The sequence below is a fragment of the Micromonospora sp. CPM1 genome, assembly GCF_023896895.1.
GTDB classification, from domain to species: Bacteria; Actinomycetota; Actinomycetes; order Mycobacteriales; family Micromonosporaceae; genus Micromonospora; species Micromonospora tulbaghiae.
Genome location: NZ_JAMHIU010000032.1, coordinates 40,211 through 46,825, shown reverse-complemented (window position 1 = coordinate 46,825; position 6,615 = coordinate 40,211). Strand labels below are relative to the sequence as shown.

Below are 6,615 nucleotides of genomic sequence, written 5' to 3'. Positions count from 1 at the left end.
GGCGCCGGACCGACGGTAGGGGGGGGGTCGCCCGGGGGGGGGCGGCCCGCCGCTTCGTCGTACCCCCGGGGTGTGACGCCCGGATGTGCGCCGATCGACCGGTTGGCGACCGACCGCCGTCCGGCCGGTCCGGGGGCCGGTAGGCTGACCGCGCCGTGCTCCCGACCCCGAGGGTTGACATGAAGATCGCCGTGACCGGCTCGATCGCGACCGACCACCTGATGAGTTTCCCCGGCCGCTTCGCGGACCAGCTCATCGCCGACCAGCTCGACAAGGTCTCGCTGTCCTTCCTCGTCGACGAACTGGTGCTCCGGCGCGGCGGCACCGCGGCGAACATCGCCTTCGGCATGGCCCAGCTCGGGCTGCGCCCGGTGCTGCTCGGCGCGGTCGGCGCCGACTTCGCCGACTACCGCTCCTGGCTGGAGCGCCACGGCGTCGACTGCGACTCGGTGCACGTCAGCGAGGTCGCCCACACGGCACGCTTCGTCTGCACCACCGACACCGACATGTGCCAGATCGCCTCGTTCTACGCCGGGGCGATGAGCGAGGCCCGCAACATCGAGCTGGCCCCGGTGGCGCAGCGCCTCGGCGGGCTGGACCTGGTGCTGGTCAGCGCCAACGACCCGGCCGCGATGATCAGGCACTCCGGGGAGTGCCGGGACCGCGGCTACTCCTTCGTCGCCGACCCGTCGCAGCAGCTCGCCCGGATGGAGGGCGAGGACGTGCTCGGCCTGGTCGACGGCGCCGACTACCTGATGACCAACGAGTACGAGAAGTCGCTGCTGCAGAGCAAGGCCGGCCTCACCGACGAGCAGCTGCTCGACCGGGTCAAGGTGCGGGTCACCACGCTGGGCAAGCAGGGCGTGGAGATCGTCGGCCGGGAGATCGGCACGATCCGGGTGCTGATCGCGCGGGAGATCCAGGCGGTCGACCCGACCGGCGTCGGCGACGGCTTCCGGGCCGGTTTCTTCGCCGCGCTCGGCTGGGGCGTCGGCCTGGAGCGGGCGGCCCAGGTCGGCTGCCTGCTGGCCACGCTCGTGCTGGAGAACTTCGGCGGCCAGGAGTACGAGGTCCGCCGCGACCTGTTCGTGAAGCGACTCGCCGAGTCGTACGGTGACGCGGCCGCCGAGGACGTCCGGCCGCACCTGCTGTGACCGCCCCGGCCGGCGGGGTGGACCCGGAGGTCCGCCCCGGCTCCGGCGGTCCGGTGCTCGTCGCGTTCGCCGGGCTGCCGGGCGTGGGCAAGACCACGCTCGCCGCCCGCGTCGGCACCGCCCTGCGCGCCCCGGTGCTGCCGGTCGACCCGGTCGAGCGGGCCCTGCACCGCTACGGCCTCACCGGCGACGTACCCGGCATGGCCGCCTACGGCGCGGTCGCCGGGCTGGCCGAGGTGCAGCTCGGCCTCGGGCTCAGCGTGGTCGTCGACGCGGTGAACCCGGTCGCCAGCGCCCGGGGCCTCTGGCACGACGTGGCCGAACGGGCCGGCGTGCCGCTGCGGGTGATCGAGGTGCACTGCGGCGACGAGGCGGAGCACCGCCGCCGGGTCGAGGCCCGCCCGCCCGAGGAGCACGGCACCTGGGAGCAGACGCTGCGCCGCCGGGCCGAGTACGAGCCGCTGATCGGCCCGCGCCTGGTGGTCGACACCGCCGTGGCGGCCGACCCGCTGCCCGGCATCCTCGCCTACCTGCGCTAGCCGCTCACCCGGACGTCGTAGGCGGGCCCCGGGCGCTCGGCCAGGAACTCGTGGCCACGCATCCGGCACCAGGCCGGGATGTCCACCGCCGCGGCCGGGTCGTCGGCCAGCACCCGCACCACCGCACCGGCCGGCAGGCCGGGCACCAGCCGGGCGAGATTGATCACTGGTAGCGGGCAGCGCTGCCCCCGGCAGTCCAGCACCTCGTCCGGCTCGCTCACAGGTCCGTCACCCCCGCCTCGGCCCGCAGGTCCGCCACGATCCCGGGCAGTTCGGCCAGGAACCGCTCCACGTCCGCCTCGGTGGTCTCCCGGTGCAGCGACACCCGCACGTTGCCGTGCGACAGCACCCCCATCGCCTCCAGCACGTGTGACGGACGCAACGTCGACGACGTGCACGACGAGCCGGAGGACACCGCGAACCCGCGCCGGTCCAGCGCGTGCAGCAGCGCCTCGCCGTCGACGTACAGGCAGGAGAACGTCACCAGGTGCGGCAACCGGTCCACCGGGTCGCCGACCACCTCCACGTCCGGCACCTCGGCCGCCACCCGCGCCCGGATCCGGTCCACCAGCGGACCCAGCCGGGCCGCCTCCGCCGCCGCGTCGGCCGCCGCCGCGCGCAGGCTCGCCGCCGCCGCGACCACCGCCGGCAGGTTCACCACCCCGGGGGTACGCCCCGACTCCCGCTCGTCGGCCGGGTACGGCGACTCCCAGCGGGTGCCCTTGCGCACCACGAGCAGCCCGACGCCGGGCGGCCCGCCCCACTTGTGCGCGCTGGCGGTCAGCACCGACCAGCCCGACGGCAGCGGCGCCCGGCCGGCCAGCTGCGCCGCGTCCACGTACAGCGGCACACCCGCCTCGGCGCACAGCTCCGCCGCCGCGGGCACCGGCTGCACCGTGCCCACCTCGTGACTGGCCCCGATCAGCGCCGCGAGGGCCACGCCGGGCGCGGCCACCGCCGCCGCCCAGGCGTCCAGGTCCAGCCGGCCCCGCCGGTCCACGGGTACGGACACCGCCGCGCCGCCGCCGGCCGTGTGCCGCTGCGCGGCGTGCAGCACCGCCGAGTGCTCGATCGCCGAGTGCACCAGCGTCGCCCCGGCCCGCCGCCGCCCGGCCAGGCCACCGAGCACGGCGGCGTGCGCTGCCGTCGTACCGCTGGGGGTGAAGGACAGCTCGTCGGCGCGGACGCCGAGCGTCTGCGCGGCGGCCTCCCGCGCGGCGTCGAGGAGCTGGCGGGCCCGGCGGGCCGGCGCGTACAGCCGGGCCGGGTCGGCCCAGCCGTCGTCCAGGGCGGCCAGCATCGCCTGCCGCGCGACCGGATGCAGCGGCGCCGCGCTGGCGGCGTCGAGGTAGACCGGGGAGACGCTCATGACGCTCCACGCTATCGCCCGGTTACGCCCAAGATCCCCCCGATGGGGGTGGACAGCGACCCCAAGACGGCCTGGCCGGTCATGGTCGAGTAATCTGCGACCGTCGGTGACGCCTTTGCCGTCGGTGTCAAGGAGAACAACCGCCGCGGCGCGCTAGGGAGGCAGGACCAGGTGGTCGCAAGGAGTTCGGAGGTACGGCGCTCGGCCGTACGGCACAGCGCTTCCCCGGGGGCCGGTGGACGCCGGCGGCGTGGTGCTGGTCGAATCGCCGGGCTCGGTCTCGGCGCGGCGGCGCTGCTGGTCTCGCTCACCGGCTGTGACGTCGGTAAGGCGTTCGGCGGGTTCGGCTGGCCGCAGGGCGGCATCACGCCCGAGTCGCACCGCATGTACGACCTGTGGATCGCGTCCTGCATCGCGGCGCTCGCCGTCGGTGTGTTCGTGTGGGGCCTGATCTTCTGGTGCGTGGTCCGCTACCGCAAGCGCGGCAACGAGCTGCCGGTGCAGACCCGCTACAACCTGCCGATGGAGTTCCTCTACACCATCGCGCCGATCCTCGTGGTCTCCGTGCTCTTCTACTACACGGCGGTCGTGCAGACCGACGTGGTGAAGGAGTCGAAGAACCCGGACGTCACCGTCGAGGTCGTGGCGTTCAAGTGGAACTGGCAGTTCAACTACCGCGACGGCCAGGGCCGCGACGCCAACACCGTCGCCTCGGTGCTCGGCACCAGCGAGGTCATCCCGGTGCTGGTGCTGCCCAGCGGCCGCTCGATCCGCTTCGAGGAGACCAGCCGCGACGTCATCCACTCGTTCTGGGTGCCGGAGCTGCTGTTCAAGCGGGACGTCATGCCGGGCAACGTCCGCAACACGTTCGAGGTCTCCAGCATCGACCAGGAGGGCGCGTTCGTCGGCCGCTGCGCCGAGCTGTGCGGCAGCTACCACGCCTTCATGAACTTCGAGCTGCGGGTCGTCTCGCCGGAGAAGTACGACCAGTTCCTGGCGGCCAAGAAGGCCGGCAAGTCGACCCAGGAGGCGCTCGGCGAGATCGGCGAGCCGGAGTACGCCACCGAGACCAAGCCGTTCGACACCCGGCGCGACGTGAACAACTTCAACCCGTCCGACGCGACGGCCGGCGCGGGAAGCTGAGGGGTCCGGCATGAAGACCGAGTGGAAGATCTTCCTGACCATCGCCACGTTCCTCCTCGGCGCGACGATCCTCTACGGCGCCTGGACGTACGCCGACAGCGACGGTCGCATCGAGTGGATCGGCACTGTGGCGCTGCTGCTGTCCTTCCTGCTCTGCGCGATGTGCGGCGGCTTCTTCTGGTTCGTCTCCCGCCGTATCGACCTGCGTCCCGAGGACCGGCCGGACGGCGAGATCGCCGACGGCGCCGGTGAGGTCGGCTTCTTCAGCCCGGGCAGCTACTGGCCGTTCGGTCTGGCGCTGGCCGCCGCGATCGCCGGTCTCGGCCTGGTGTTCTGGCAGTTCTGGCTGCTGGGGCTGGGCCTGGTGGCGGTCGTGTTCGCCACCTGCGGGCTGCTGTTCGAGTACTACTCGGGCACCCGCCGTACCGCCGAGCACTGACCCGAAGCACCCCGCAGGCCCGCTACCCCCTCCCGGGGGTGGCGGGCCTGCGGCGTTCCCCCGCCCGCGCCCTCCCGCCCTCCCGCCCGCCCGCGCTCGCTCCGGCTTCCGCCTCGCCCCGGGGCTTGCCCCGTCGATCATGAAGTTAGCGGTGTCGGCGGTCCCTTTTGTCCCCGCCAACCTCATGATCACCGCTCGACGCGGCTTGGCCCGGTGGGCGGAACCGCAGTCCGCTCCCGAGACGCGGGTGTTGTCACGGGGCCACCGCCGACACTCACGCCCAAGCCCAGCGCCCGATGCGCTCCCGGCGCCCGCCCTGCCTCATTGATCCGGGGGAGCACCACCACCTGCCGGTCACCGGGCGGTGATCAAGGAGTTTGTGTCCGCCTGGACGACCGCGTGGGACACCAACTCCTTGGTCACGACCGGCGGACGGCTGGGCTGTCGGGCGTCGCGGGGACGGAAGGGTGGCGGGCGCGCGCGGCGCGGAGGCGTAAGAGTCGCGGACAGTCGCGGCGCGGTGTGCGGGAAGGGTGCACAAGGGCCGCGGCGCGGAAGGGAGCGGCGGTCAGGCGGCCTGGGGGTGAGAAGGGCGGCGGGCGCGGCGGCCGGACAGGCGGGTCTCGCGGAAGGCGAACGTGGCGATCACCACGGCAGCGCCGCAACCGGTGCAGATCAGCTCCGGGCAGTCGGCGCCGTGCCCGTCGCCGCACGGCGGCGCCTCGAACAGCACGACGCCCTCGCAGGTGTCACAGTGCAGCTCGCGGTCAGACACGGGTGGCTCCTCTCGCTCCGGGCGCCGGCCGAGGCGGGAGGCGCCGGCCGGTGGACCGAAGACGGATAGACCGAAAACGGAAAATAACTCCCGTGTAGTTTGGCACGCGGGTACGACAACGACCCGCGCCAGGCCGCCGTCAGGCGGCGCGCGCCACCTCGAGCCAGCGCTCCAGCGCGGCCGCGGCGGCGCCCGAGTCGACCGCCTCGGCGGCCCGGTCCAGGTTGGCCCGCAGCACCTCGTACAGGTCGCCGTCGAGCGGGCCCTGGGTGGCCAGCGCCACAGCGGCGTTGACCAGTACCGCGTCCCGCGCCGGGCCGGTCTCACCGGCGAGCAGCCGGCGGACCACCTCGGCGTTGTAGACCGCATCCCCGCCGCGCAGGTCGGCCAGGGTGGCCCGGGGTACGCCGAGCTCCGTCGCGTCCAGCACGGACTCCGTGACGGTGCCCTGCTGCGCCACCCAGACCCGGGTGGGCGCGCCGGTGCTGAACTCGTCCAGGCCGTCCTCGCCGCGTACCACGATCGCGGAGTCGCCCCGGGCCGCGAAGACGGCGGCCATCACCGGGGCCATCCGCTTGTCGAAGCAGCCCACCGCGCCCGCGCGGGGCCGCGCCGGGTTGGTCAGCGGGCCGAGGAAGTTGAACGCGGTGGGTACGCCGATCTCGCGCCGGACCGGGCCGGTGTGGCGCATGCCGGGGTGGAAGCGGGCGGCGAAGCAGAAGCCGATACCGGCCTCGGTGACGCAGCGGGCCACCTGCTCGGGTGCCAGATCGAGGGGTACGCCGAGCTGCTCCAGCACGTCGGCGGTGCCGCAGGAGGAGGAGGCGGCCCGGTTGCCGTGCTTGACCACGCGGACCCCGGCCCCGGCGACCACCAGCGCCGCCATGGTGGAGATGTTCACCGTGTGGGCGAGGTCGCCGCCGGTGCCGACCACGTCCAGCGCGGTCGTGCGTACGTCCTCGGGCAGGTGCACCGGCACCGCGCGGGTCAGCATGGCCTCGACGAGGCCGCCCAGCTCGGCGGGGGTCTCACCCTTGGTGCGCAGCGCCACGGCGAACCCGGCGATCTGCGCCGGGGTGGCCGAGCCGGCCATGATCTCGCCCATCGCCCACGCGGTGTCGGCGGTGGAGAGCTCCTCGCCGCGCAGCAGCGCGTTGAGCAGAAGCGGCCAGGTCCGTTCGCCCATGGCGGGCCTC

General features: G+C 73.9%; 8 protein-coding genes. 4 read left to right on the top strand and 4 right to left on the bottom strand.

Annotated elements, in window-relative coordinates:
- Nucleotides 1-179 precede the first annotated feature (179 nt).
- Together M8C11_RS27500 and M8C11_RS27495 are read left to right on the top strand one after the other, a co-directional pair.
- Entirely contained in the window at nt 180-1,154 is a 975-nt protein-coding gene (locus M8C11_RS27500) for a carbohydrate kinase family protein (RefSeq protein WP_252454253.1), read from the top strand.
- Nucleotides 1,151-1,693 (top strand): ATP-binding protein, encoded by a 543-nt coding sequence (locus tag M8C11_RS27495; protein WP_121686074.1) that lies wholly within the window; start codon nt 1,151-1,153, stop codon nt 1,691-1,693. Before M8C11_RS27500 ends, M8C11_RS27495 begins: the two co-directional genes overlap by 4 nt.
- On the opposite strand, the gene M8C11_RS27490 is transcribed toward M8C11_RS27495, so the two are convergent.
- Nucleotides 1,690-1,914, bottom strand: a complete 225-nt coding sequence (locus M8C11_RS27490) for a sulfurtransferase TusA family protein (RefSeq protein ID WP_121686073.1) — start codon at nt 1,912-1,914, stop codon at nt 1,690-1,692. The genes M8C11_RS27495 and M8C11_RS27490 overlap by 4 nt on opposite strands.
- Nucleotides 1,911-3,062: a cysteine desulfurase family protein gene (locus M8C11_RS27485; protein WP_252454252.1), complete on the bottom strand. Its 1,152-nt coding sequence runs from the start codon at nt 3,060-3,062 to the stop codon at nt 1,911-1,913. Before M8C11_RS27485 ends, M8C11_RS27490 begins: the two co-directional genes overlap by 4 nt.
- A gap of 171 nt (nt 3,063-3,233) precedes the next feature.
- Between M8C11_RS27485 and coxB the strand changes: the two genes are divergently transcribed.
- Together coxB and M8C11_RS27475 are read left to right on the top strand one after the other, a co-directional pair.
- On the top strand, nt 3,234-4,205 hold the full coding sequence (coxB, locus tag M8C11_RS27480) for a cytochrome c oxidase subunit II (RefSeq protein WP_252454251.1): 972 nt from the start codon (nt 3,234-3,236) through the stop codon (nt 4,203-4,205).
- Nucleotides 4,206-4,215: 10 nt separating this feature from the next.
- The gene (locus M8C11_RS27475; protein ID WP_120568755.1) at nt 4,216-4,644 is read left to right on the top strand and encodes a cytochrome c oxidase subunit 4; all 429 of its coding nucleotides are present in this window, start codon (nt 4,216-4,218) and stop codon (nt 4,642-4,644) included.
- A gap of 568 nt (nt 4,645-5,212) precedes the next feature.
- Here M8C11_RS27475 and M8C11_RS27470 read toward each other — a convergent pair.
- Nucleotides 5,213-5,419, bottom strand: a complete 207-nt coding sequence (locus tag M8C11_RS27470; protein WP_091421048.1) for a hypothetical protein — start codon at nt 5,417-5,419, stop codon at nt 5,213-5,215.
- Between the two features lie 139 nt (nt 5,420-5,558).
- Nucleotides 5,559-6,605 carry an anthranilate phosphoribosyltransferase gene (gene trpD, locus M8C11_RS27465; protein ID WP_252454250.1) on the bottom strand — a complete coding sequence of 349 codons (1,047 nt, stop codon included), beginning with the start codon at nt 6,603-6,605 and terminating at the stop codon, nt 5,559-5,561.
- Between the last annotated feature and the right edge of the window lie 10 nt (nt 6,606-6,615).